A 22512-nucleotide genomic window follows, 5' to 3' on the forward strand; every position below is an offset into this window, starting at 1 on the left:
CGTCACCCCGCCGGCGCCTTGCCTGTCCAGGCGGTGCGGTCGATGTCGAGATCGGGGAAATCCGCCGGGTCCAGCACCGGGCGATCGACCCCCGCCGCAAGCTGCGCGCGGAAATCCGTCAGCAGCCGCAGGCAGGTGGGCAGCAGCATCATGATCACCACGAGGTTCACCACCGCCAGCACGCCCATGAGCGGATCGGAGAAGAAGAACACCGCCGTCGCGCCGGGGGCCGTGGCGCCGAGGAAGACGATGCCGATGATCACGAGGCGCAGCACATTGCGCGCCGCGTGGCTGTGGGTGATCACGGTGAGCGCGTTTTCCCCGAGGTAGTAGTTGTAGATGATCGAGGAGAAGGCGAAGAGCAGGATCATCGCCGAGAGCGCGTATTGCGCCCATGGGCCGAGGTGGAACACCAGCGACTGCTGGGTCAGCGCGATGCCGTCGATGGCCTCCGCGCCGGGCTGGTAGATCCCGCCCAGAAGCACGATCATCGCCGTGCAGGTGCAGATGAAGATCGTATCGATGAAGACCGAAAGGCTCTGGGTGATGCCCTGGCTGATTGGGTGGCGCACGTCGGCGGTGGCGGCCACGTTGGGGGCTGAGCCAAGCCCGGCCTCGTTGGAAAAGAGCCCCCGTTGCAGGCCCTGCGTCAGCGCCGCGCCCATGCCGCCGGCGACGGCCTCGCGGAAGCCGAAGGCATTGGCCACGATGTCCACCAGCACGCCGGGCACCGCGGTGATGTTCAGAAGAACGATCAGCAGCGCCATGGCGATGTAGCCAAGCGCCATCACCGGCACCACCACGTCGGCCACCTTGGCGATCCGGTGGATGCCGCCGAAGACGATGAAGCCGGCGATCACGGCGAGCAGGGCGCCGGTGACGGTGCGGTTCACGCCGAGGCTGTCCTGCATGGCGCCGGCGACGGTATTGCCCTGGAAGGCGTTGAAGCCGAGACCGAAGGCGGCGATGAGGCAGACGGCGTAGACGATGGCCAGCCAGCGATACTGCGCGCCCAGCCCGTGCAGGATAGAGCGCGCCGGGCCGCCGCGGTAATCCCCGGTCGGCTGGCGCCGCTTGTAGAGCTGGGCGAGGGAGCATTCCACGAGGCTGGTGGCCATGCCCACGAGCGCGATGGCCCACATCCAGAACACCGCGCCGGGGCCGCCCAGCGTGATGGCGACGGCCACGCCGGCGATATTGCCGCCGCCCACGCGCCCGCCGACGCTCACCAGAAGCGCCGCCCGCGCCGAGATCGCGTCCGGGTCGCTCGTCTGGTTCCGGCCGGAGAGCACGCGGAACATCCGCTTGAAGAACCGGATCTGCACGAAGCCCGTGAGCAGGGTGATGAAACCGCCCAGGACGACGAGAAGCGGGATCAACGCCCAGCCCCATGTCAGATCGCCGATGACGCCGAAGATCGTTTGCAGCAGGTCCATCGCTTGCCTTCCCTTTCCTTGCGCGGCCGGGCGCGCGCGCCTTCCGGCCCACTGTGCCGTAAGGTCAAGCGATGGAACAAGGATTTTCGCGAATGCTAGGCGCCGGCCTCGATCCGCCGGCCGGTGGCGGCGTCGAAGAAATGCAGCGCATGCGCGGGCAGCGAGACGCTCAGCGCATCCCCCGCCGCAACCCGTGCGCGGGCAGGCAGGCGGATGGTGACGGTCGTCTCCCCCAGCTTCGCCTCGGCGAAGGTATCGCCGCCGGTGCGCTCTATGCGCTCGACGGTAAAGGGCGCCGAGAAGCTGCCTGCCCCCTGCGACACCTCCGCATCCTCCGGCCTGAAGCCGAATTCGACGGCCCCCTCGGGCAGGGCGGCGGCCACGCGGATCTCCTGATCGCCGAAGGACAGCACGCTGCCAGCGCCCTCGCGGCGGCAGGTGGCGGCGGCGATGTTCATCGGCGGGTTGCCCATGAAGCGCGCCACGAAGGTGTTGGCCGGGGTGAAGTAGATCTCGTCCGGCGTGCCGAACTGCTGCACGTAGCCTTCGTTCATCACGCAGATCCTGGTGGCCAGCGTCATCGCTTCGATCTGGTCGTGGGTGACGTAGACGACGGAGGCGTTCACCGTTTCATGCAGGCGGCGGATCTCGGCGCGCATCTCCACGCGCAGCTTGGCGTCGAGGTTTGAGAGCGGCTCGTCGAAGAGGAAGAGCTTGGGGTCGCGCACCAGCGCCCGGCCCATCGCCACCCGCTGGCGCTGCCCGCCGGAAAGCTCGCTGGGCTTGCGCGCCAGCAGCGGCTCGATCTGCAGCACGGCGGCGACGCGGGCCAGCGCTTCGGCCTGCTCGGCCTTGGAGATGCCGCGCACCTTCATGCCGAAGGTGATGTTCTCGGCCACCGTCATCGTCGGGTAGAGCGCATAGGACTGGAAGACCATGGCGATGTCGCGGTCGCGCGGGGGCACGTCCGTCATGTCGGCCTCGCCGATGCGCAGGCTGCCGGAGGTGATCTCCTCCAGCCCCGCGATGCAGTTCAGCAGCGTGGACTTGCCGCAGCCCGAAGGCCCCAGCAGCACGAGGAAATCGCCGGGCAGCATGGAGAGGGAGATGTCGTGCAGCACCTCCACGTCGCCGTAGCTTTTCTTGAGGTTTTCCAGGCTGAGAACGGGGCTGGTGGTGGCTTTCATCGGATCACTCCTGCGGGGCGGCCGAGGTGGAGGCGCGAACGATCAGCTCCACGGGGGCGGTTTTCTGTTGGGTTTCGACGCTGGCGCCGTTGCCGAGCGCCACGAGCATGCGGGCGATCTCCTGTCCGGCTTCGCGGATCGGCGCGCGGGTGACGGTGAGCGGCACGGAGAAATTCTCCGTCTTCATCGAGGAGAGCCCGTCATCGTGGGAGATGACGGAGACGTCGCGCCCCATCTCCAGCCCCTCTTCGCGCAGGCGCCGGGTGAGGCCGAGCGTCTGCAGCGTGGAGGAGCAGAGGATCGCGGTAGGCGCCTCGCTGCCGGCAAAGAGCTGGCGGGTGAGCGCGTAGCCCTCATCCTCGCTCATGGTGGCGTGGTGGATCAGGCGTGGATCCGGGGGCAGGCCCTTCTCGGCCAACGCCTTGTGAAAGCCGTCCAGCCGCTGGCGGGCGAACATCGTGTCCGCCGGGCCGTTGATCAGGGCGATGCGCCGGTGGCCGAGGTTCAGGAGCAGGCGCGTGGCGTCGAGGAAGGCGCGTTCGTTGGCGATGTCGTAGAAGGCGTAGGGCGCATCGGCTTCGGTCTGGCCGTGCACCACGAAGGGAAAGGCCATCTCGGTGAGAGCGGCGACGCGGGCGTCCTTCACCTTCGGCGCCGAGATCACGAAGCCGTCCACCTTGCTGGTGCTGGCGTAGCGGCGGTAGGTGGCGAGCCCCTCGGCGGAAGTCAGCACCACGTCCAGATCCTGCGCGGCGAGTTCCTGGGTGAAGCCCGAGAGGAAATCCACGAAGTGCGGATCGTTGAGCAGGTTGTCGGACTGTTCGAGGACGAGGCCGAAGGCCCCGGCGCGCCCCGTGGCGAGGCGGCGGGCGGAGGTGTTGGGGCGGTAGTTCAGCAACCGCGCGGCCTCCTGCACCTTGCGGCGGGTCTCTGCGTTGACGGTGGAATAGCCGTTGAGCGCACGGCTCACCGTGGCCTGAGACAGGCCCAGATGCTCGGCAAGATCCTTCAGGTTGGCCACGGCGCTCCTCATCGCTGGCAGGGGGGCGCGATCACTTGGGTGTTGAAAGCGCTTTAAAACACCTTGTAGCGCAGGAGCCGCCGCCGGATCAACCAAAACCGCCGCGGTTTTCATTTCTCTCAATAAATATTGGATATTTACGCGCCGCCATATCCGGGCTTGACAGAATCGTCGGTCCTGAAATTATAGAAAGCGCTTTCAATAACCCGCCGCACCACGGAGACTCGCATGTCCACGCCCCAATCCCTCCCCGCAAACGGACAGCTGGCCGGCGATGCCGACTGGTGGCGCGGCGCGGTGATCTACCAGATCTATCCGCGCTCATTCCAGGACGACAACGGCGATGGCATCGGCGATCTGGCGGGCATCACCCGCCGGCTCGATCACATCGCAAGCCTGGGCGCGGACGCGATCTGGCTCTCGCCTTTCTTCACCTCGCCGATGAAGGACATGGGCTATGACGTGTCCGACTACTGCGACGTCGATCCCTCCTTCGGCACGCTCGCCGATTTCGATGCGCTCGTGGCCAAGGCCCACGGGCTGGGCCTGCGCGTGATGATCGACCAGGTGCTGTCGCATACCTCCGACCAGCACCCGTGGTTCGAGGAGAGCCGGCAATCCCGCGAGGGCGAAAAGGCGGATTGGTATGTCTGGGCCGATCCCAACCCGGACGGCACGCCGCCCACCAACTGGCAGTCCGTCTTCGGCGGGGCCGCCTGGACGTGGGACGCGCGCCGCAAGCAATACTACCTGCACAACTTCCTGTCCTCGCAGCCGGATCTGAATTTCCACTGCCCCGCGGTGCAGGATGCGCTGCTGGAAACGGTGCGCTTCTGGCTGGAGCGCGGGGTGGACGGCTTCCGGCTCGACACCGTTAACTTCTATTTCCACGATCAGGATCTGCGCAACAACCCGCCCGCCGGCGGCGCGGGCAACGACGTGCCCGACATCAACCCCTACGGCTACCAGGATCACCTCTACGACAAGACGCGCCCCGAAAACATCGGCTTCCTGAAGCGCTTCCGGGCGCTGCTCGATGAATTCCCCGGAACCGCGGCCGTGGGAGAGGTGGGCGACGGGGAGCGCAGCCTCCAGACGATGGCGGAATACACCGCCGACGGCGACCGGCTGCACATGTGCTACTCCTTCGACATGCTGGGCCCGGATTTCTCCCCGGCGCATTTCCGCGGCTGCATCGAGAAGTTCGAGGCCGCCAGCGAGGAATTCAGCCAGGGCAACTCCTGGCCGTGCTGGGCCTTCTCCAACCACGACGTGAACCGCCACATGAGCCGCTGGGCGCATCACGCCGAAGACCAGGTGGCGCTGGCCAAGCTCGCGGGCAGCCTCTTGATGAGCCTGAAGGGCTCGGTCTGCCTCTACCAGGGCGAGGAACTGGGTCTGACCGAGGCCGAGCTGCAGTTCGAGGATCTCACCGATCCCTACGGCATCACCTTCTGGCCCGAGTTCAAGGGCCGCGACGGCTGCCGCACGCCCATGGTCTGGGAGGCCGCGGCCCCCAACGCCGGCTTCAGCACCGCCAACAAGACGTGGCTGCCGGTGACCCCGCCCCATGCCGCCATGGCGGTGGACACGCAGGCCGGGCAGGCCGGCTCGGTGCTCGAACACTACCGCGCCTTCCTCGCGCTGCGCAAAACCCGCCCCTCGCTCATCAAGGGCGACATCGCGTTCATCGACTGGGACGGCGGCCTCGCCTTCCTGCGGCGCTTCGAGGGGGAATGCACGCTCTGCGTCTTCAATCTCGCCCAGACGCCGGCCCGCTTCAGCCTGCCCGAAGGCAAGGTGACCCCGCTGATGGGCATCGTTTCGGGCACGGCCGCAGAACTCGAAGGCTTCGGCCTTCTGATCGCAGATCTTTCGTAACACCAAGCAAAACCCCCGGGAGGAGACACATGGTGAAGAATTTCAAAGGCACGCTGTCGCTGATCGCGCTTCTGGCCGCCACGCCGGCCGCCGCGCTGGAAGAAGGCAAGCTGATCGTCTGGATCAACGGCGACAAGGGCTACAACGGCCTTCAGGAAGTCGGTGACAAGTTCGCCGAGGAACTGGGTGTCGAGGTCGTCGTCGAGCACCCCGAGAGCGTGACCGACAAGTTCCAGCAGGCCGCCGCCAACGGGCAGGGCCCTGACATCTTCATCTGGGCGCACGACCGTTTCGGCGAATGGGCCGCGGGCGGGCTGATCTCCCCGGTGGAGCCGTCCGAGGCGGTGAAGGCCAACACCTTCGATTTCACCTGGGACGCGGTGAGCTTCGACGGCAAGATCTGGGGCTACCCGATCGCCGTTGAGGCCGTGGGCCTGATCTACAACAAGGATCTGATCGAAACGCCCCCCGCCACCATGGAAGAGATTGCCGACCTCAAGATCGAAGGCGTGAGCGCCCCGATCATGTGGGACTACAACAACACCTACTTCTCCTTCCCGCTGCTGATGGCCGGCGGTGGCTTCGCCTTCCAGAAGGTGGATGGCAACTACGATCCCACCACCACCGGCGTGGCCAACGAGGGCGCCGTGGCCGGTGCCTCCGTGATCAAGTCGCTCATCGACGCCGGCGTGATGCCGAAGGGCGTGGACTACGGCGTGATGGATGCCGCGATCAACAAGGGCGAAACCGCCATGGTGATCAACGGCCCCTGGGCTTGGTCCAACCTCAAGCAATCCGGCGTGAACTTCGGCGTGGCGCCGATCCCCTCGGTGGGCGGCAAGCCGTCCAAGGCTTTCGTGGGCGTCCTGGCCGCGACGGTGAACGCGGCGAGCCCGAACAAGGACATCGCGGTGGAGTTCATCGAGAACTACCTGCTGACCGACGAAGGGCTCGAGACCGTCAACAACGACGTGCCGCTGGGCGCGGTGGCCTCCGTCTCCTTCGCCGAGAAGGTGGGGGACGATCCGCTGATCGCCGCGACGCTGGAGAACGCGCGCACTGGCGTGCCGATGCCCTCCATCCCGGCGATGGGCAAGTTCTGGTCCGCGATGGAGCCGGCCCTGAAAGCCATCACCGGCGGCCAGTCTTCCGTGGAAGAGGCGCTGAAGGCCGCAGAGGCCCGCATCCTCGCCGACTGAACCAATTGAAGCGGGCGGCGCGCATGTGCCGCCCGCTTTCGCATTCGCAGACCGCCGAGGGAGGAGCCCCAAATGGCCATGAGCGACACCGTTTCCGCCGCCCCGTTCCCGGGTGCGCGTTTTGGCAATCTGCTCCGCTTCGCCGGACTGGGCGCTGTGGCGCTGGCCTTTCTCTACGTGATCTGGGGTCTCTACATGGCCGCGCAGCCCGTCTACGCGGTGCTGACCTTCGCGCTGGGCGCGGCCATCGTGATCCTCTACGGCTGGTCGCGCTTCTACACCTGGCGCTTCGTTTTTCCCGGCGTCGCCGCCGTGGCCGTCTTCATCGTGTTGCCGGTGATCTACACCTCCGCCATCGGCTTCACCAATTTCTCCGCCACCAACCTGCTGACGCTCGATCGCGTGCAGGCCTACCATCTGCAGAGGCTGGTGAAGGAAGAGGGCAGCAAGCGCCCCTTCGCGCTCACCACCGCGGGCGAGATCTATTTCCCGGCCGACGGCGACCGCCCCGCGCTGATTACCCCGCCGCTGGGCTCCGCCGATCCGCTGCCGGCCGAGCCAGCGCTCTCGGAGCCTGAAACCGAGGCGATGAAGGCCGTCATGGCCAACCGCGCCGCGCTCCAGGCCGCCACGGTGCAGACGCCGGACGGGCAGATCCTGACGATGGATGGCTTGCGCGCCTTCTCCGCCTCCGCGCCCTTCTACACGCTGCAACCGGACGGCGTGCTGCTCGGCGCCGACGGCAGCCGCCTGATCCCCAACCCCGAGATCGGCTTCTACGAAACCGAGGAGGGCGAGAAGGTCACCCCCGGCTGGCGCGTGCCGGTGGGCTGGGACAACTTCCGCGACATCGCCCGGAACGAAGGCATCCGCGAGCCCATCGTGCAGATCTTTCTCTGGACCTTCACCTTCGCCTTCCTGTCGATGGTGCTGACCTTCTCCGTCGGCACCGGCCTGGCGGTGATCCTCGAATGGCCGCACCTGAAAGGCGCCGCCATCTACCGCGTATTGCTGGTGCTGCCCTACGCCGTGCCGGCCTTCATCTCGATCCTCGTGTTCCGCGGGCTGTTCAACCAGAACTTCGGCGAGATCAACCTGATCCTGAGCCAGCTCTTCGGCCTCAAGCCCGACTGGTTCACCGATCCCGCGCTGGCGCGCACGATGCTTCTGATCGTGAACACCTGGCTCGGCTATCCCTACTGGATGCTGCTGATCGCGGGCTTCCTCCAGGCGGTGCCCAAGGATCACTACAAGGCCGCCGCGCTGGAAGGGGCGGGGCCGCTGCGCTGCTTCTTCTCGATCACGCTGCCGCAGATCCTGCCGCCCTCGGTGCCGCTTCTGATCGCGAACTTCGCGTTCAACTTCAACAACATCGTGCTGGTGCTGCTGCTCACGCGCGGCGGCCCCGACATCCCCGGCACGCTGCTGCCGGCGGGCTCCACCGATCTGCTGGGCTCCTTCACCTACCAGATGGCCTTCAACGACTCCGGCCAGAACTTCGGCATGGCCGGGGCGATTTCCACGCTGATCTTCGCCGTCACCGGCATCATCGCCTATGCGAACTTCCGGGTGATGCAGCGACTGGCCGCCAAGAGGAGTGCGCGCTGATGATCGTCGAACGCAAATCCAGCCTGCTGCGCCGCAAGATCCTCGCCCATGGCTTCCTGCTGATCTTCCTCGCGCTGATCATGTTCCCCTTCCTGATGGTGCTCTCGATCTCCTTCCGGGAGGGGAACTTCTCCACCGGCTCGCTGTTTCCCGAACGTCCGACGCTGGAGCACTGGGCGCTGGCGCTGGGGTTCGACTACACCCGCGCCGACGGCACCGTCATCACGCCGCCCTACCCGGTGCTGCTGTGGCTGGGGAACTCGATCAAGGTGGGGCTGATCGCCTCGGCCGGGGTGCTGGTGCTTTCGACCACCTCCGCCTATGCCTTCGCGCGGATGCCCTTCAAGGGGCGGCAGGGGGTGCTTGACACGCTTCTGATCGTGCAGATGTTCCCGGCCGCACTCGCGGTGGTGGCGATCTACGCGATCTTCGACACGCTGGGCCGCGTCGTGCCCTGGCTCGGGGTGGACAGCCACCCGGCGCTGATCCTGAGCTACCTCTCGGCGATCACGCTGCACATCTGGACGATCAAGGGCTATTTCGACTCCGTCGATCCCGCGCTCGACAAGGCCGCCCAGATCGATGGCGCAACGCCCTGGCAGGCCTTCCGCTACATCTTCCTGCCGCTCTCGGTGCCGATCCTGGCGGTGGTCTTCGTGCTGGCCTTCATCTTCTTCATCAACGAATACCCGGTGGCCTCGGTGCTGCTGCGCGAGACCGACAAGATGACGCTTGCCGTGGGCGCGCGGCAGTATCTCTACGAGCAGAAATACCTCTGGGGCGATTTCGCCGCCGCCGCGATCCTTTCCGGGCTGCCGATCACGGTGCTCTTCCTGATCGCGCAACGCTTCCTCGTGTCGGGGCTGAGCGATGGGGCTGTGAAGGGGTAGGCCTTTTGCCCGACGGGAACCGTCGGGCCGCGCCGTCCCGCCCCCATGGGGCGGCGCGATTGCGCCACCCCTCGGGACGGCGCTGCCGTTGCGAAAAGAAAAACCCTTACAGGCTGCTCAGCCTGTGCCGCTCCAGAAGGTTCACGATCATTTCCCGCGCGCGCTCGCGGTGGGCGCGGTGCAGGCGGCGCGCGGCCTCGGCGTCTCCGCGCCGGATCGCATCCAGCACCTCGCGGTGATCGCTGTTGGATTGCGTCGGCAGCGGGCGGATGTAGAGCGTGCTGGCCTTGGCCCGGCGCACCTGATCGCCCATCATCGCGACGATGGCCGCCGCGCGGCGGTTGCCGCCGAGGCGCACCAACTCGCTGTGGAAACGATCGTCCGCCGCCGCCCAGGCCTCGCGATCCTCCGCCGCCAGGGCGGCGTCCATGTCCGAGATCGCGGCCTCCAGCTGCGCCAGATCGTCTGCGCCCGGCCTGCTGCGCGCCGCGCGTTCGGCGGCGAGGCTTTCCAGCTCGGTCAGCACTTCGTAGATCTCGTGCATGTCCTCGGGCGACACGGGAAGGATGCGCACGCCCTTTCGGGGGCGCATCTCCAGCAGGCCCTGGCTCTCCAGCGTCAGCGCCGCCTCGCGCACCGGCGTGCGCGACATGCCGAGCCGCTCCGCGAGTTCGCTTTCCAGATGGTCCGATCCGCCCGACAATTCGCCGGTGAAGATCATGCGCCGCAACTCCTGCAGCGCGCGCTGCGTGTTGGACGGGGGTTTTCCGGGCTGGGCCGCCACGCTCACTCCATTCGTATCTTTGCCTGCGCTTCTGCCGAAGCGTAGATCGCCTCCTCGATTTCGATCACTTTAAGATAGTCTTGGGCGGTGTTTTCAAGAGGCGATCCCTCACGGATGCCCGCGATGACGTGCGCCTGCAACGCATGGACGCAATCTCCGCCGAAGCCCTCCCAGCCGTCGGGCGGCAGGATTACCTCGGTTTCCAGCCCGCCGAAGGGGCGCAGGTGGACGGAGCCGTCGCCCAGCAGCGTGAGCGTGCCTTCGGTGCCTTCGAACCAGGCTTCGCCCATGGTGCGGCGGTGGTTGTCGGCGGCGTGATCGAGGCTGCGGTTGCCATCGAACAGTGCGCGCACGCCACCTGGGTGGTCAAACAGGATGTAGCCCGCATCCTCGCCGGCGATCACCGGGTTCACCTTGCGCAGATCGGCATAGACGGCCACGGGATCGCCCATCAGGTAGCGGAAGGTATCGACCCAGTGAACGGCCGTTTCATGCACGAGGAAACGCTCCATCTGCTGGAAGTAGGGCTGCCGGTCCAGGTAGGCGCGGGGGCCTTGGCCGTCGCCGGGGCGCAGGCGGAAGGTGGCCTGCTGAAGCTGGCCGATGCGCCCCGCCTCAAGCGCGCTCTTGATGGCGCGATACCAGGGCTGGAAGCGGAAGTTCTCATGCACGACGATCGTGGCGCCCGCCGCCTCGGCCTCGGCGCAGATGGCCCGTGCCTCGGCGAGATCGTTGCAGAAGGGCTTCTGGCAGATCATCCATTTCACCCCGCAGTCGAGCGCGGTGCGGATCGCCTGTGCGTGGGCGACGGGGGGCAGGATGATGTCCAGCAGGTCGGGCCGTTCGGTCTCCAGCATCCTGCGCAGATCATCGTAGGCGGGCAGGCCGGTGGCCTGTGCCTTGGTGATGTCGCGGTTGCAGGAGGCCACCGGCACAGCGCCGGGCATCCGCGCCCAGCTGCCGTAGTGGAACTGGCTGAAATACCCCGCGCCGAGGCAGGCGACGCGCACCGTTCCGGGGGCGCTCATGCCACGAAAAGCGTTTCGAGCACGGCCGCGGCCGCTTCATCGGTGCCGGCCTTGCCGCCCAGATCGCGGGTCAATACCTCGCCCCGGGCCACCACATCCTCGACGGCTTCGCGCAGGCGGTTGCCGTCGGCGACCATGGCGGGCACGTCGTGCTTGATGCCGAGCCAATCCAGCATCATCGCGGCGGAGAGGATCATCGCGAAGGGGTTGGCCACTCCTTGCCCGGCGATGTCGGGTGCGGATCCGTGGCAGGGCTGGAACACGGCGTGTTTCTCGCCGATGTCGGCGGACGGGGCGAGCCCGAGGCCGCCCATCAGGCCGGCGCCCAGATCGGAGAGGATGTCGCCGAACATGTTCTCGGTGACCATCACGTCGAACTCCCAGGGCTTCTGCACCATCCAGAGCGCGGTGGCGTCCACGTAGGCGTGGTCGGCCTTCAGGTCGGGGTGCCTGGCGGCTTCGGCATCGAACAGCGAACGGAAGAAGGCGAAGGCGCGGAAGACGTTGGCCTTGTCGACGCAGGTGACGCGCCCCTTGCCGCGGCCGGCCTTCTTGCGGGCGGCCGCCAGTTCGAAGGTGAAACGGAAGAGCTTCTCCGAGATCTCGCGCGTGATCAGCAGGGTTTCGCGGGCTTCGTCCTCGCTCACCTCGCCCCTGCCTTGCGTGTAGAACAGCCCCTCGGTGCTTTCGCGGATCAGGACGAAGTCGATCTCCTTGCCTTCGGGCAGGGCCAGCGGCGTGCGCTGGCCGGCCTTCACCGTGACGGGGCGCACCCCGGCAAAGAGCGTGAGCGCCTTGCGCAGATCGATCTGGGGCGAGATCTCGGTGCCGTCCGGGTAGCGCACATCGGGCAGGCCCATGGCCGAGAGCAGGATGGCATCGGCGCGTTTCGCCGCCTGCATCGAGCTTTCCGGAAACGATTCGCCCGTCTTCGCGTAATGGGCGGCGCCTGCCGGGGCATCGGTGAAGGTGAGCGCGTAATCCGGCGAGGCCGACGCCATGCGCTTGAGGATTGCGACCGTGGGCGCGGTGATCTCCGGCCCGATTCCATCGCCCTCGAAAACCGCGATCTCGAATGTCTTCGTCATGTTGGCTCCTGCCTCCGTCCCGACCTGAATTGCATATCTGCCAGATTTTTCCATCTGAAAGTTGGCAACGCATCATTTAATGCATACGCAAAAAAATGCAATATGAAATGCATCATGCTGGGAGGAGAAATCATATGCGTGTGCAATTGAGCAAACTGGCCGCCGTGGCGGCTCTGGCGCTGGGTGTCGGGGGCGTGGCCCAGGCGCAGGACTATCCCTATCGCGACATCACCACCGCCGTCGTCTGGGGCGCCGGCGGCGGCACCGACACGATCAACCGCATGATCATGGCCGAGATGGAGAAGCACCTGCCGGTGTCGATCAACGTGATCAACCAGACCGGCGGCGTGGCCGGCTCCAACGGCATGGTCTACGTGGCGAACCTGCCCGACGACGGCTACACCCTCGTCGGCCTGTCCGAATCCAACGTCACGGCGGCCGTGCAGGGCGGCTGGGACAAGAAATTCGATTTCTGGTATCCGTTCATCGTCGGCGGCTCGCCCGATCTGATCTCGGTTCCCGCCGACAGCCCCTACAGCACCCTTCAGGAACTCGTGGATGCCGCCAAGGCCGCGCCGGGCACGATCCCGGCGGCCGCCTCGGGCGCCGGCTCCATCCACCACCTGAACCTGCTTGCCATCGAGCAGGGCGCGGGCGCCTCCTTCAAGTTCGTTCCCTACAAGGGCTCCGCTCCGGGGCAGGAAGCCGCGATCGCCGGTGAGGTGGCGCTGGTCGTGACCTCGCTGGCCGAGCAGGCGCCGCTGATCGAGGGTGGCCAGCTGAAACCGCTGGCGATGCTCACGCCGGAAAGCGCCGAGATCGCGGGGATGACGGTGCCCTCCGCCTTCGACATCTACGACGGGCTCGACAAGTATCTGCCGCTCAAGCAGGCCATCGGCTTCGCCGTGCACAACTCCGCCAGCGACGAGGTGAAATCCGTGCTGGGCGCCGCCTTCGAGAAGGCGATCGCATCCGACACCGTGGCCGAGTGGGCCAAGGCCAACAACTACGACGTGGGCGGCCAGTATGGCGAGGAAGCGCAGAAAATCTTCGCCACGCTGGAAAGCACCTTCGCCTACACGCTGAAGGACCTGGGCGCCACCACCGTGGATCCCGAGAGCCTCGGCATCGCCAAACCCTGAGCAGCCGCGGGCCCCAAGCGGGCCCGATGCAGGCACGGGGAAGGGGGCGCCGCCGCGCCCCCCTTTTCCACCCCGGCAGGAGAGACCAATTGACCACCCAATCACATGAAACGGCCGTGCTCAGGGCACGGGATTTCTGGGCATCGCTGGTGCTGATCGCCCTGTCGCTCTTCTTTCTCTGGAAGACATCCGCCATCCCGCTCTTCGGCGAGAACCGCGCCGGGGTGAGCGGCGCGGACTGGTATACCTCCGCCGCGCTGGTGCCGCTGGGGATCTTCGGCGGGCTGCTCATCCTGTCCTGCGTGCTGCTGGCCATCGCCATCCGATCCGGCGGCGCCGCTCACGCGCTGAGCGCCGTCGGCATCGGCTGGGATCGCGCCGAGGCGCTGCGGTTCACGACGATCGCGGTGATGCTCTTCTTCTACATCGCGGGCCTCGTGCCGCGCGTCGATTTCATCCTCGCCAGCGGCTTGCTGATCACCGCGATGATCTTCGGCTACCACGGCGGCCACGCCCGCCGGGCGCTGCTCTCGGCTGCCATGGTGGCGCTGGCCGGAGGCTACGCGCTGATCGCCCACGGCCCGCAGGCGGAGTGGAACGCCCATTCCGACGACTGGCTTACGCTGGTCTGCTGGCTCGGGCTCACACTGCCGGTTCTGCGGGCGGCACGGCAGGAGCGCGCCCTGCGCATCGTGCCCGTGCTGGCCTTCTTCGCCCCCTTCATCCTCGTCTGCGCCATGGCCTTCGGCTTCCGCCAGAACGTCCCGGCGCGGGGCGGGCTGATCTTCAAGCAGATCGAATACCACTACTACGTCACGCTGCGCCCGCTCTGGAAAGACTGACATGGATTTCGTGCTCTCCCAACTCGCCGGCTTCGGCCATGCCTTCTGGGCGTTGGTGATCGATCCGGTGACCTACCTCTACCTCGTGGCCTCCGTCTTTCTGGGCATCGCCTTCGGCGCGCTTCCGGGGCTGACCGCCACGCTGGCGGTGACGATCCTCACCGGCTTCTTCGGCAACAAGATCCCGCTGGACTACGCGCTGATCGCCCTTCTGGGCGCCTACGTGGGCGCGATCTACGGCGGCAGCTACCCGTCGATCCTCCTGAATATCCCGGGCACGGCGGCCTCGGCGGCCACCGCGATGGACGGACACCCGCTTGCCAAGGCGGGCCGTGGCGGCGAGGCGCTGGGGCTGACCACGACGGCCAGCTTCATCGGCACGGTGATCGGCACCTTCGCGCTGCTGATCTTCGTCTGGGTGCTGCTCTTGATCTCCAAGAGCATCGCCAGCCCCGAAAAGGCGCTGCTGGCGCTCTTCGGCATCCTGCTCTCGGGGACGCTGATGAGCGAGGATCTGGTGATCAAGGGCTGGATCGCGGGGCTGATCGGGCTGGCGATGGCGATGGTCGGGCTCGATCCGCTCCTGTCGGAGCCGCGCTACACCTTCGGCTGGTCCTACCTGATGAGCGGCTTCCAGGTGGTGCCGGTGCTGATGGGGGCCTTCGCCGTGCCGCAGATCATCGAAGGGCTGCGCCACGTGGAGATGGGCCAGCTGGCCGAGCTGAAGGGCCGCATCCTGCCCAACTGGCAGGCCATGCGCCGCTACCTGCCCACGATCACCCGCTCCGGCGTGATCGGCACCGGCGTGGGCGCCTTGCCCGGCGTCGGCGAAGACGTGGCCGGCTGGGTCTCCTACGGGGTGGGCAAGACCGTCTCCAAGGAGGGGCACAAGTTCGGCAAGGGCAGCATCGAGGGGCTGCTCTCAAGCGAAACCGCCAACAACGCCTGTATCGGCGGCGCGCTGATCCCGCTGCTGGTGCTCGGCATTCCCGGCTCGCCCCCGGCGGCCGCGCTCATGGGCGCCTTCAAGATCAACAACGTGATCCCCGGCCCCACCATCGACCCCGAGATCATCCTGCGCGTCGTGGCGATCCTCGTGCTGGCGAGCTTCACCATGTTCATCATGGGGCTCTTCACCGCGCGCATCTTCATCAGGATCCTGAAGATCCCGCAGACGATCTTCCTGCCCGTCGTCATGGTGCTGACCGCCATCGGCTCCTTCAGCGTGGGCGGCGGCATCAACGATCTCTACCTGATGCTGGGCGTCGGTTTCGTGGCCTATTTCATGAACCTGATGAAATACCCGATCGCGCCTCTGGTGATCGGGGTGATCCTCGGCAGCCTGTTCGACGAAACCTTCCGCCGCTCGCTGTTCCTGTCGGACGGGGATCTTTCGGTCTTTGTTTCGCGCCCCGGCGCTGCCATTCTGGTCGCGCTGAACCTGGCGCTGATCCTCAGCCAGCTGCCGGTGGCCAAACGGGCCTTCGCCCGCATGAAAGGAAAGATCGCCTGATGTATGCCGTGACAGTGACCTTCCGGATCAAGCCGGGGCAGATGGATGCCTTCCTGCCGCTCATGCTGGCCAACGCGCGCACATCGCTGGCCGAGGAGCCGGGTTGCCTTCAATTCGACACCTGCCGCACGCCGGGTGAGGACGTGATCTTCCTCTACGAGATCTACACCGATCGCGCCGCCTTCGACGCCCATCTCGCGAGCGCCCATTTCAAGGCCTTCGATGCCGAGGTCGCCGCGATGGTGGAGGACAAGCAGGTGGCGCTCTTCGAGGAGGTGCTGCGATGAGCGACTGGGAGGTCCACGCCGTCAAATACGCCGACCGCAACGCGCGGGTGCGTGGCGACAGTTTCATCTTCGACGACAACCACGACGCCCCCCACGCGATGGACTACTTCATCTGGGTGCTGCGGCAGGGCAGCCGCGTGATCCTGGTGGACACGGGCTATGACGCCGAGGAGGCCGCCAGCCGGGATCGCCCGATCCGGATGGACCCGCGCGCAGCACTTGCGCCGCTCGGCATCGCGCCGGAAGCCGTGGAGCAGGTGATCGTCACCCATCTGCACTACGATCACGCCGGGGGGTTGCACCTTTTCCCCAACGCCAGGCTGCACTTGCAGGCCGCCGAAATGGCCTATGCCACCGGCCCCTGCATGTGCCACGACGTGCTGCGGATGCCCTTCACGGCCGGGCATGTCTGCGAGGCGGTGCAGCGGCTCTACTCCGGGCGGCTCACCTTTTACGAGGGCGACGGCGAGGTGGCCGAAGGCGTGACCGTGCATTGCATCGGCGGCCACAGCCGGGGCCTGCAATGCGTGCGGGTGCGCACCAAGGCGGGTTGGCTCGTGCTGGCCTCGGACGCGGCCCACTACTACGAGAACGTGTTCAAGCGAAAACCTTTCCCGATCGTGGTGGACCTTCAGAACATGCTCGACGGGTTCACCCGGCTGGAAACCCTGGCCAGTGCGCGCGGCCTGATAGTGCCCGGCCATGATCCGCTGGTGCGCCGGCTCTTCCCGCAGGGCCCTGCAGACCATATCGTGCGGCTCGACACCGGCCCGCAGGACGAAAAACTTTTGACGGAGATCCTTTCATGAAGATCGGAGTGATTGCCGATGATTTCACCGGCGCATCCGACATCGCGCTGACCCTGGCCGAAGCCGGGATGGCGGTGAGCCAGTTCATCGGCGTGCCCGAGGGCGCGGCGGATGCGGCGCTGGATGCAGGCGTCGTGGCGCTGAAATCGCGCACCGCCCCGGTGGCGGAGGCCGTCGCCGACTCGCTCGCCGCCTGTGACTGGCTGCTCGCGCAGGGCTGCGAACAGATCATCTTCAAGGTCTGCTCCACCTTCGATTCCACGCCGGAAGGCAACATCGGCCCGGTGCTCGATGCGCTGGCGGATCGTTTGGGCGCGGAAGGCGTGATCACCTGTCCGGCCTTCCCGGAGAACGGCCGCAGCGTCTACATGGGGCATCTCTTCGTGGGGGATGTGCCGCTGAACGAGAGCGGGATGCAGAACCACCCGCTCACCCCGATGACGGATTCCGATCTGCGCCGCGTTCTGGCCGCGCAGTCGTCTCGCCCCGTCGGCCACGTGCCGGCCGTCACCGTCATGGCCGGGGCGGACGCGATCCGCGCCGCGCTGCCGCGCGAGGGCCATGTGATCGTGGACGCGATCCGGGATGCCGACCTGATGGAAATCGGCAAGGCCGCGAAAGGTTCGGCGCTGCTGTGCGGCGGTTCGGGCATCGCGCTGGGCCTGCCGGCGAACTTCGGCCACAGCCCCGCCACGCCCGCTTGGGAGCCGGTGAAAGGCCCCGGCGTCGTGCTCTCGGGCTCCTGCAGCCGTGCCACGCGCGGGCAGGTGGCGCGCTACAAGGCCATCGCCCCGCACCGCGAAATCTCCGCCGCCGAGGCCGTGAAGGGCGAGGTGACGGCCGAGGATCTGGCCGATTGGGTGCTGGCGCAGGACGTGCCGCCGCTCGTCTACTCTTCCGCCGATCCGGAGGTGGTGAAAGCCGCGCAGGAGACCTTCGGCAAAGGCGTCGCCGCCGAAGCCATTGAACGATTGTTCTCCGACCTCGCCGCCACGCTGGCTGCGCGCGGCGCCACGCGCATCGTCGTGGCCGGGGGCGAAACCTCGGGCGCGGCGGTTCAGGGTGTGCGGGCGAAGGCGCTGCGCATCGGCATGCGGCTGGCCGCCGGCGTGCCGGCGGTGCGTGTGGAAGGCGGGCGCCCGCTGGCGATGGCGCTGAAGTCGGGCAACTTCGGCGGGCCGGATTTCTTCGCCGAGGCCCTGGCGCTGCTGGCAGGTGAGGCATGAGCGCCGAAGCCCGCCTGCGCGAGCAGATCTGTCTGCTCGCCAAATCCATGTTCGACCGGGGCCTGACCGGCGGCAGCACCGGCAACATCTCGGCCCGCACCGAGGACGGCGGCCTGCTCGTCAGCCCCACCGGCACCAGTTTCGGACGGCTCGATCCGGGCCGGCTCAGCCGGTTCGACGCCAAGGGCGTGTTGATCGGCGGCGATGCGCCGACGAAGGAAATGCCGCTGCACAGCGCCTTCTACGAGACGCGCAGCACGGCCGGCGCGGTGGTGCATCTGCACTCCTGCCACTCCGTGGCGCTCTCCATGCTGCCCGAGGTGGACCCGGACAACTTCCTGCCGCCGCTCACGCCCTACGGCATCATGAAGCTGGGCAGGGTGAAGCTTCTGCCCTTCTTCCTGCCGGGCGACCCCGCGATGGGCGAGGCCGTGCGCGGGCTCGCGGGCAAGCGCAGCGCGGTGATGCTCGCCAACCACGGCCCCGTGGTGGCCGGAAAGGACGTGGAAGCCGCCTGCAACGCCATCGAAGAGCTGGAAGACACCGCGCGCCTCGCGCTCCTCACCCGCGGCATGAACCCGCGCGGCCTGACGGAAGCACAGGTGCAGGCATTGGTGACGAAATTCGACGTGGCGTGGGATGATTAGGGAAGTCTGTTCCTCGGGCAGGTCGAGAAGCGATGATTGCCCAACAGGCACTGTTGGGCCGCGCCGACCCGCCCCCGTCAAACCGAAGGTTTGCTTCCGGCAAAACGGGGCGGCGCGATTGCGCCACCCCTCGGGTCGGCGCTCCGTTGCGCATCTTACGATGACCCTTATTGAAATGAATGAGTCAGGGCAGGGGATCCGTCTTGAAAAGACGGATCTTCAGCCCGCCGTGGGCGACCGGGCTGCGCAATGGGCCAAAAGGCAGGCCGGTCGCCTGCGCCAATCCGGCATCCGAAGTGATCACCCCCACGCGCCAGCCGGAGAACCCGGCCATCAGCCGCTTGCCGAGGGTGCCATAGAGTGAAAACAGCTCTTTCCGATCCCCGATCCGCGCGCCGTAGGGCGGGTTCACGATCACGAGGCCGGGGCCGTCACAGGGCGGCACCAGCGCGCCGACGGAGCGCTGCGCGAACTCGGCAACGCCCGCAACGCCCGCCCGCGCCGCGTTCTGCCGGCTCGCCTCAACCGCGCCTGCGTTGCGGTCAAACCCGTAGAAGCGATGCTGCGAAACATGCGGCTGGTTCTGCGCCTTGAGCCCTTCAAAGGCCTCCGTGTCGAATGTCGCCAGCTGCTCGAAGGCGAAATGCCGGCTGCGCCCGGGCATCAGGCCGAGCGCCCATTCGGCGGCTTCGATGACGAAAGTGCCCGAGCCGCACATCGGGTCCACCACCGGCTCCGCCCCCGTGTAGCCGCAATCCCGCAGGAACAGGGCGGCCAGGGTCTCGCGCATCGGTGCCTTGGCCACGGCGGGCTTGTGCCCGCGCTTGTGCAGGGACTCGCCCGAGGTGTCCACGCTGAAGGTGCAGAGATCGTTCTCGATCCGCAGCTTGAGCACCACTTCGGCCTCCGGTGAGACCGGCGCGCCGAAAGCCTCCGCCAGCGCGCGCTCGATCCGCTCGGCCGCCGCCTTGGCATGGTAGATCTTGCTGCGTTTCGAGGTCACGTCCACCCGCACCGGCACGTCGCGGCGCAACACCGCGCCCCAATCGAAGGCGCGGGCCTTCTTGTCGAGCTGGGCCAGGTGGTTGGCATGGAAGCTGCCGATGCGGGCCAGCACCCGGCCCGCGCCACGCAGGCAGAGGTTGGCGCGCCAGACATCGGGCCAGCCGCCCTCGAAGGTCACGCCGCCCGGCGTCAATTGGGGCGCGGGAAAGCCCAACTCGATCGCCTCGCGCCGAAGCGCGGGCTCCAGCCCCGGCGGGGCCATCAGGAAGATTTCGAATGTCTGCGCGGATGTCATGGCGCTTCCTTACGCCCGAACACGGCCCCGCGCGAGGGCAAATCCGGCCGCGCGGGGGCAGGCAGCGTCAATATGCACCCCATCTTCTGCCTGCGCGCGGTTGATCCGGAAGGCGCGATTGGCTAATCCGAACACGCCTGCCGCCTGTGCTGGCGCCGCCGTGGCCGCGAACTTGCCGCCGCAACGGCCCCCAGGCGGCTTGTCGGAATTTATTGTCGCGGTGGGGCCCCACCGCTGGCCACACACACTTCTGAAACACACGAGAAAGGTTTTGGGACATGGCAGAAAAACAGACGCCGAACATATTGTATACAATTGTAGACGAAGCGCCCCAGCTGGCGAGCGCCTCGCTTCTGCCGATCATCCAGGCCTTCGCGAAACCCGCCGGCATCACCGTCGGCACCAAGGATATTTCCGTGGCCGGGCGCATCCTCGCCGCCTTCCCGGAATACCTGGAAGAGAATCAGCGCGTCACCGATGATCTCGCCGAACTCGGCGAACTGGTGAAGACGCCGGACGCCAACGTGATCAAGCTGCCCAACATCTCCGCCTCCGTGCCGCAGCTCACCGCCGCCATCGCCGAGCTGCAGGCGCAGGGCTACGCGGTGCCGAACTACCCGGAAGATCCGAAGACGGACGAGGAAAAGAGCATCCGCGCCCGCTACGACGCCATCAAGGGCTCCGCCGTGAACCCGGTTCTGCGCGAGGGCAACTCCGACCGCCGCGCCGCCAGGGCGGTGAAGAACTTCGCCCAGAAGAACCCGCATTCGATGGGCGCCTGGACGGCCGACAGCAAGACCAAAGTCTCATCCATGCCCGGCAACGATTTCTACGCCAACGAGAAATCCGCCACCATCACCGCCGAACAGGCCGGTGACGCACGGATCGAGTTCGTCGGCAAGGACGGCGCCGTCACCGTGCTGAAGGACGGCTGGACGCTGGAAGAGGGCACCGTCGCCGATGCCACCTTCATGTCGGTCAAGGCGCTGTCGGCCTTCCTGGCCCAGGCCATCGAGGACACCAAGGCCGACGGCACCATGTTCTCGCTCCACCTGAAGGCGACGATGATGAAGGTCTCCGACCCGATCATCTTCGGCTATGCCGTGAAGGCCTGGCTTGCCCCTGTCTTCGAGCAGTTCGGCGACGAGCTGAAGGCGCTCGGCGTGAACCCGAACTCCGGCCTCGGCGATCTGCTGAACCGCGTCAAGGACAACGCCGCCATCATGGCCGCGATCGAGGCCGTGGCCGCCGAACGCCCCTCCATGTACATGGTGGACAGCGACAAGGGCATCACCAACCTGCACGTGCCTTCCGACGTGATCATCGACGCCTCCATGCCCGCGGTGATCCGCGCCGGCGGCAAGGGCTGGGACGAGAAGGGCCGGAAGGGCGACACCAACTGCGTCATCCCCGACCGCTGCTACGCGACCGTCTACGATGAGGCGATCAACTTCTTCAAGGCCAACGGCGCGCTGAACCCGGCCACCGCGGGGGCCGTGGCCAACGTGGGCCTGATGGCCCAGAAGGCCGAGGAATACGGCTCCCACCCGACGACCTTCGAAGCCCCGGCCGACGGCACCATCCGCATCGTGCTCGCCAATGGCGACGTGCTGCACGAGCACGCGGTGGAAGCCGGCGACATCTGGCGCGCCTGCACCGTGAAGAAGGCGCCGATCGAGAACTGGATCCAGCTGGCCATCGATCGCCAGCGCCTGACCGGCTCCGAGGCCATCTTCTGGCTCGATGCCAACCGCGCCCACGACGCCGAGCTGATCAAATACGTGAAGCCCGCGCTCGAAGCCGCCGGCGTGGCCGACAAGTTCCAGATCCTCGCTCCGCGCGAAGCCACGGCCCAGACCCTGAAGACGATCACGGCCGGTGAAGACAGCATCGCCATCACCGGCAACGTGCTGCGCGACTACCTCACCGATCTCTTCCCGATCCTCGAACTGGGCACCTCCGCCAAGATGCTCTCCATCGTGAAGCTGATGAACGGCGGCGGCCTGTTCGAAACCGGCGCCGGCGGCTCCGCGCCGAAACACGTGCAGCAGCTCATGGAGGAAAACCACCTGCGCTGGGATTCGATGGGTGAATTCTGCGCGCTGGGGGAAAGCCTGAACTTCCTCGCCGACAGCCAGGGCCTCGCCAAGGCCGGCGTGCTCGGCAAGGCCGCGGAAGCCGCCACCCAGGGCATCCTCGATCACAACCGCTCGCCCTCCCGCAAGGTCGGCGAGCCGGACAACCGCGACAGCCACTACTGGTTCGCCCGCTACTGGGCCGAGGCGCTCGCCGCCCAGACGGAAGACGCCGAACTCGCCGCCCATTTCGCCCCCATCGCGGCGGAACTGGCGGCCAAGGAAAGCGAGATCCTCGCCGAGCTGGCGGCGGTCCAGGGCAAGCCCGTCGATCTCGGGGGCTACTACCACACCGATCCGGCCAAGGCCGCGGCGGTGATGCGCCCGAGCGCCGCGCTGAACGCGATCATCGGCTGATCCACCGGAAAGACAACCGGAAAGAAAACACGTGAAACGCCCGGCCCCCGGCCGGGCGTTTCCGCATTCCGCGGGGCGATGCCTCGCTCCCCGGGATGGTACCGGTCAAAAGATGGGGCGCCCACTTTGTTC

At 66.9% G+C, this 22512-nt stretch carries 19 protein-coding genes; 12 read left to right on the top strand and 7 right to left on the bottom strand.

The window, feature by feature from the left end; all coding sequences use genetic code 11:
* Positions 1-2: 2 nt before the first annotated feature.
* From PSA7680_RS07565 to PSA7680_RS07575, 3 genes are all read right to left on the bottom strand, one after another.
* Entirely contained in the window at positions 3-1436 is a 1434-nt protein-coding gene (locus PSA7680_RS07565) for an alanine/glycine:cation symporter family protein (RefSeq protein WP_085868063.1), read from the bottom strand.
* Between the two features lie 95 nt (positions 1437-1531).
* The gene (locus PSA7680_RS07570) at positions 1532-2623 is read right to left on the bottom strand and encodes an ABC transporter ATP-binding protein (protein WP_085868064.1); all 1092 of its coding nucleotides are present in this window, start codon (positions 2621-2623) and stop codon (positions 1532-1534) included.
* A gap of 4 nt (positions 2624-2627) precedes the next feature.
* Positions 2628-3644, bottom strand: coding sequence for a substrate-binding domain-containing protein (locus tag PSA7680_RS07575; RefSeq protein ID WP_217808323.1), 1017 nt, complete (start codon positions 3642-3644; stop codon positions 2628-2630).
* A 228-nt stretch (positions 3645-3872) separates the two neighbouring features.
* Here PSA7680_RS07575 and bglA point away from each other — a divergent pair, with 228 nt between their 5' ends.
* The 4 genes from bglA (at position 3873) to malG (ending at position 9222) form a co-directional block, all read left to right on the top strand.
* Entirely contained in the window at positions 3873-5525 is a 1653-nt protein-coding gene (gene bglA / locus PSA7680_RS07580; RefSeq protein ID WP_085868066.1) for a beta-galactosidase BglA, read from the top strand.
* 29 nt (positions 5526-5554) lie between these two features.
* Positions 5555-6724 (top strand): maltose/maltodextrin ABC transporter substrate-binding protein MalE, encoded by a 1170-nt coding sequence (gene malE / locus PSA7680_RS07585; protein ID WP_085868067.1) that lies wholly within the window; start codon positions 5555-5557, stop codon positions 6722-6724.
* 78 nt (positions 6725-6802) lie between these two features.
* Positions 6803-8332, top strand: coding sequence for a maltose ABC transporter permease MalF (malF, locus tag PSA7680_RS07590; protein ID WP_085868095.1), 1530 nt, complete (start codon positions 6803-6805; stop codon positions 8330-8332).
* On the top strand, positions 8332-9222 hold the full coding sequence (gene malG / locus PSA7680_RS07595) for a maltose ABC transporter permease MalG (RefSeq protein ID WP_085868068.1): 891 nt from the start codon (positions 8332-8334) through the stop codon (positions 9220-9222). Before malF ends, malG begins: the two co-directional genes overlap by 1 nt.
* Before the next feature lie 106 nt (positions 9223-9328).
* Here malG and PSA7680_RS07600 read toward each other — a convergent pair whose 3' ends face one another.
* The 3 genes from PSA7680_RS07600 to PSA7680_RS07610 are packed head-to-tail and all read right to left on the bottom strand — an operon-like array spanning position 9329 to position 12122.
* Positions 9329-10012, bottom strand: coding sequence for a GntR family transcriptional regulator (locus PSA7680_RS07600; protein ID WP_245824514.1), 684 nt, complete (start codon positions 10010-10012; stop codon positions 9329-9331).
* Complete coding sequence (locus PSA7680_RS07605; protein WP_085868069.1) at positions 10009-11034, bottom strand: Gfo/Idh/MocA family protein; 1026 nt, start codon at positions 11032-11034, stop codon at positions 10009-10011. Before PSA7680_RS07605 ends, PSA7680_RS07600 begins: the two co-directional genes overlap by 4 nt.
* Positions 11031-12122, bottom strand: coding sequence for an isocitrate/isopropylmalate dehydrogenase family protein (locus tag PSA7680_RS07610; protein ID WP_085868070.1), 1092 nt, complete (start codon positions 12120-12122; stop codon positions 11031-11033). The genes PSA7680_RS07605 and PSA7680_RS07610 overlap by 4 nt, the downstream gene beginning before the upstream one ends.
* A 134-nt stretch (positions 12123-12256) precedes the next feature.
* Between PSA7680_RS07610 and PSA7680_RS07615 the strand changes: the two genes are divergently transcribed.
* From PSA7680_RS07615 to otnC, 7 genes are all read left to right on the top strand, one after another.
* On the top strand, positions 12257-13264 hold the full coding sequence (locus tag PSA7680_RS07615) for a Bug family tripartite tricarboxylate transporter substrate binding protein (RefSeq protein WP_085868071.1): 1008 nt from the start codon (positions 12257-12259) through the stop codon (positions 13262-13264).
* Positions 13265-13353: 89 nt separating this feature from the next.
* Positions 13354-14106 carry a hypothetical protein gene (locus PSA7680_RS07620; RefSeq protein WP_085868072.1) on the top strand — a complete coding sequence of 251 codons (753 nt, stop codon included), beginning with the start codon at positions 13354-13356 and terminating at the stop codon, positions 14104-14106.
* A 1-nt stretch (position 14107) separates the two neighbouring features.
* Positions 14108-15619, top strand: a complete 1512-nt coding sequence (locus tag PSA7680_RS07625; RefSeq protein ID WP_085868073.1) for a tripartite tricarboxylate transporter permease — start codon at positions 14108-14110, stop codon at positions 15617-15619.
* Positions 15619-15906 (top strand): putative quinol monooxygenase, encoded by a 288-nt coding sequence (locus PSA7680_RS07630; protein WP_085868074.1) that lies wholly within the window; start codon positions 15619-15621, stop codon positions 15904-15906. The genes PSA7680_RS07625 and PSA7680_RS07630 overlap by 1 nt, the downstream gene beginning before the upstream one ends.
* On the top strand, positions 15903-16715 hold the full coding sequence (locus tag PSA7680_RS07635) for an N-acyl homoserine lactonase family protein (protein WP_085868075.1): 813 nt from the start codon (positions 15903-15905) through the stop codon (positions 16713-16715). Before PSA7680_RS07630 ends, PSA7680_RS07635 begins: the two co-directional genes overlap by 4 nt.
* Positions 16712-17941: a 3-oxo-tetronate kinase gene (otnK, locus tag PSA7680_RS07640; RefSeq protein ID WP_085868076.1), complete on the top strand. Its 1230-nt coding sequence runs from the start codon at positions 16712-16714 to the stop codon at positions 17939-17941. The genes PSA7680_RS07635 and otnK overlap by 4 nt, the downstream gene beginning before the upstream one ends.
* Positions 17938-18588, top strand: a complete 651-nt coding sequence (otnC, locus tag PSA7680_RS07645) for a 3-oxo-tetronate 4-phosphate decarboxylase (RefSeq protein ID WP_085868077.1) — start codon at positions 17938-17940, stop codon at positions 18586-18588. The genes otnK and otnC overlap by 4 nt, the downstream gene beginning before the upstream one ends.
* 184 nt (positions 18589-18772) lie before the next feature.
* Here otnC and PSA7680_RS07650 read toward each other — a convergent pair whose 3' ends face one another.
* Entirely contained in the window at positions 18773-19888 is a 1116-nt protein-coding gene (locus PSA7680_RS07650) for a THUMP domain-containing class I SAM-dependent RNA methyltransferase (protein ID WP_085868078.1), read from the bottom strand.
* Positions 19889-20166: 278 nt separating this feature from the next.
* Here PSA7680_RS07650 and PSA7680_RS07655 point away from each other — a divergent pair, with 278 nt between their 5' ends.
* Positions 20167-22380, top strand: a complete 2214-nt coding sequence (locus tag PSA7680_RS07655) for an NADP-dependent isocitrate dehydrogenase (protein WP_085868079.1) — start codon at positions 20167-20169, stop codon at positions 22378-22380.
* Positions 22381-22512: the final 132 nt, after the last annotated feature.

It is taken from the genome of Pseudoruegeria aquimaris (assembly GCF_900172235.1).
In the GTDB taxonomy this organism is placed as follows: domain Bacteria; phylum Pseudomonadota; class Alphaproteobacteria; order Rhodobacterales; family Rhodobacteraceae; genus Pseudoruegeria; species Pseudoruegeria aquimaris.

What these genes read in the sequence shown, in the direction of transcription:
- PSA7680_RS07625 (WP_085868073.1), top strand. Translation starts at nt 14,108, where the DNA reads ATGGATTTCGTGCTCTCCCAACTCGCCGGCTTCGGCCATGCCTTCTGG.
- PSA7680_RS07570 (WP_085868064.1), bottom strand. Translation starts at nt 2,623, where the DNA reads ATGAAAGCCACCACCAGCCCCGTTCTCAGCCTGGAAAACCTCAAGAAA.
- PSA7680_RS07655 (WP_085868079.1), top strand. Translation starts at nt 20,167, where the DNA reads ATGGCAGAAAAACAGACGCCGAACATATTGTATACAATTGTAGACGAA.
- PSA7680_RS07610 (WP_085868070.1), bottom strand. Translation starts at nt 12,122, where the DNA reads ATGACGAAGACATTCGAGATCGCGGTTTTCGAGGGCGATGGAATCGGG.
- PSA7680_RS07650 (WP_085868078.1), bottom strand. Translation starts at nt 19,888, where the DNA reads ATGACATCCGCGCAGACATTCGAAATCTTCCTGATGGCCCCGCCGGGG.
- PSA7680_RS07605 (WP_085868069.1), bottom strand. Translation starts at nt 11,034, where the DNA reads ATGAGCGCCCCCGGAACGGTGCGCGTCGCCTGCCTCGGCGCGGGGTAT.
- PSA7680_RS07635 (WP_085868075.1), top strand. Translation starts at nt 15,903, where the DNA reads ATGAGCGACTGGGAGGTCCACGCCGTCAAATACGCCGACCGCAACGCG.
- bglA (WP_085868066.1), top strand. Translation starts at nt 3,873, where the DNA reads ATGTCCACGCCCCAATCCCTCCCCGCAAACGGACAGCTGGCCGGCGAT.
- otnC (WP_085868077.1), top strand. Translation starts at nt 17,938, where the DNA reads ATGAGCGCCGAAGCCCGCCTGCGCGAGCAGATCTGTCTGCTCGCCAAA.
- PSA7680_RS07565 (WP_085868063.1), bottom strand. Translation starts at nt 1,436, where the DNA reads ATGGACCTGCTGCAAACGATCTTCGGCGTCATCGGCGATCTGACATGG.
- PSA7680_RS07630 (WP_085868074.1), top strand. Translation starts at nt 15,619, where the DNA reads ATGTATGCCGTGACAGTGACCTTCCGGATCAAGCCGGGGCAGATGGAT.
- malG (WP_085868068.1), top strand. Translation starts at nt 8,332, where the DNA reads ATGATCGTCGAACGCAAATCCAGCCTGCTGCGCCGCAAGATCCTCGCC.
- otnK (WP_085868076.1), top strand. Translation starts at nt 16,712, where the DNA reads ATGAAGATCGGAGTGATTGCCGATGATTTCACCGGCGCATCCGACATC.
- malF (WP_085868095.1), top strand. Translation starts at nt 6,803, where the DNA reads ATGAGCGACACCGTTTCCGCCGCCCCGTTCCCGGGTGCGCGTTTTGGC.
- PSA7680_RS07615 (WP_085868071.1), top strand. Translation starts at nt 12,257, where the DNA reads ATGCGTGTGCAATTGAGCAAACTGGCCGCCGTGGCGGCTCTGGCGCTG.
- malE (WP_085868067.1), top strand. Translation starts at nt 5,555, where the DNA reads ATGGTGAAGAATTTCAAAGGCACGCTGTCGCTGATCGCGCTTCTGGCC.